The sequence below is a fragment of the Candidatus Woesearchaeota archaeon genome, from assembly GCA_003694805.1.
GTDB lineage: Archaea > Nanobdellota > Nanobdellia > Woesearchaeales > J110 > J110.
In genome coordinates, this window is record RFJU01000011.1 from 1 (window position 1) to 2,208 (window position 2,208).

At 54.1% G+C, this 2,208-nt stretch carries 2 protein-coding genes; one reads left to right on the forward strand and one right to left on the reverse strand.

Translation table 11 applies throughout. The annotated features are described in order from the left end of the window. Window positions 1-154 precede the first annotated feature (154 nt). A complete protein-coding gene (locus D6783_00350) occupies window positions 155-526 on the reverse strand; it encodes a hypothetical protein (GenBank protein RME53939.1) in 372 nt (123 codons plus the stop codon). Between the two features lie 248 nt (window positions 527-774). Between D6783_00350 and lonB the strand changes: the two genes are divergently transcribed. Continuing rightward, a partial coding sequence (lonB, locus tag D6783_00355; protein RME53940.1) for an ATP-dependent protease LonB occupies window positions 775-2,208 on the forward strand: 1,434 nt, incomplete at its 3' end.

Below are 2,208 nucleotides of genomic sequence, written 5' to 3' on the forward strand. Positions count from 1 at the left end.
CAACAGCTGTTCAACGCCGTTTTAACTAACAGCATTGCTCCACACCCAAAAAACAGTTTTTGTATTTAAGTTTTTTGCCAAATCTTTGAGAAACACGCCAAAAGAAACAAAACCCGCCAACCCCCTAGCACCCCGCGCGCCGTCTTGGCCGAACCTACTCCGTCACGTGTTCATCCTGACCAGCAAGCGATGCGTTCACGAGCACGATAGCATCAGCAACGACTTGACGCTCTCCCTGAAAAAAACCAACCTCTCCTTCAATCCTCAGCATATCGCCAGGGGCGATCGAGGCGTTACCACTACCGCCACCAAAAACAACCACGGGAACGTCCTCGCACGAGCGCACGCGCAACCACGACACGCCTTTGCTTTGACCAAGTCGCACAACGACCCCTGAGAAGACGACCTTGTCCTGCGGCTCTGCCCGCACAACCCCTTCTGTTTGAACTGGCGGGAGCACGCTCAAGACAACCAGCCCCGCGACGGCAATACCTGCCCCGAAGAAAAGCAAAACAGCGTCCTTCACAACGCACTCCTCCCTCCTTGCACTTCTCTGCGTTACAACATCATACTAATGCACTAATGGCGCCAGGCATTGCTTGAAAAGCATTTCCCGCCACCGACCGAAAAAAAAGGTGCAAGACACGCAAGCACCACCCCCTACAACAATCTTTAAAAACACCTTCTCATTTTTCCTCATGACATAAAACGAACGAGCGAACAAACCACTGCCTGACGAGCTAAAAAACCTGTACAAAAAAAAACAAGCATCCTATGAAAAAAACCTTCTCCTTCACCACAACCGCTGAGATCCCCATTCCGACAAAGATTGCAGACCAGGTTCTCGGCCAAGAAGATGCCGTCAACGTCATCAAAAAGGCAAGCAAACAGCGCCGCCACGTCCTCCTCATCGGCGAACCCGGCACGGGAAAGAGCATGCTCGGCCTCGCCCTGGCAGAACTCCTCCCAAAAGAAAACCTCGTCGACGTCCTCGCCTTTCCCAACCCCAACGACGAAAACACCCCCCTCATCAGGACCGTCAAGGCAGGCGAAGGAAGACGGGTTGTCGTCCAACACAAGATGCAGACGACCAGCCTCTTTGGCGGCATGAACATCATCATGATCATTTTCGCCCTCATCGCCATTTTCGCGCCGTTCTGGGCGTTCCGCTATTACGAAACCAACTACAACGCCACCATTGCAGCAGTAATGTTTGTTGCGTACTTCCTCGGCGGACTCTTCATCATCGGCATGACGGCAATGATGATCAACCTTTCGCGGCGAATGAACCTTCAAAAAGCAAGCCCGCCAAAGCTTGTCGTGGACAATTTCGGCAGAAAACAAGCTCCATTCTACGACGCGACCGGCGCCCACGCCGGCGCCCTCCTCGGCGACGTCCTCCACGACCCATTCCAATCCGGCGGCCTTGGCACGCCAGCACACGAACGCGTCGTCGCAGGCATGATACACAAAGCCCACCTCGGTGTCCTCTTCATCGACGAAATAGCAACACTCCAACCCCACACGCAACAAGAACTCCTCACCGCCCTCCAAGAAGGAAAATACCCCATCACCGGCCAGAGCGAACGCTCCGCAGGGGCAATGGTGAGAACAGAGCCTGTTCCTTGCAAGTTCGTCCTCGTCGCAGCAGGAAACTTAGACACGCTCAAACACATGCACCCCGCCCTGCGAAGCAGAATCCGCGGGTACGGCTACGAAGTCTACATGAAAGACACGATGAAGGACACGCCCGAAAACAGAATGAAAATCGCGCAATTCGTTGCACAAGAAGTTCGCAAAGACAAAAAAATTCCTCACTTTAGCAGAAGCGCAGTAGAATACATCATCGAAGAGGCAAGGCGCAGAGCCAACCGCAAAGGCCACCTCACCCTCTTCTTGCGCGACCTCGGAGGCCTCGTACGCGCCGCGGGAGACATCGCCTACGAAGAAGGAAGCAAAATCGTCGAGAAAAGCCACATTCTCAAGGCGAAAGCTATCGCGCGCACGCTCGAAGAACAAATGGCCGACAAAATCATTGAACGCAAAAAAGAATACGAAGTCATCGCCACCACAGGCAAGCAAGTCGGTCGCGTCAACGGCCTGGCCGTCCTTGGCAGCGGCGCCGCGTTCAGCGGCATCATCCTCCCCATCGAAGCAGAAGTAACACCGGGAGGGCGAGAACGAGAAATCGTTGCAACAGGGAAACTC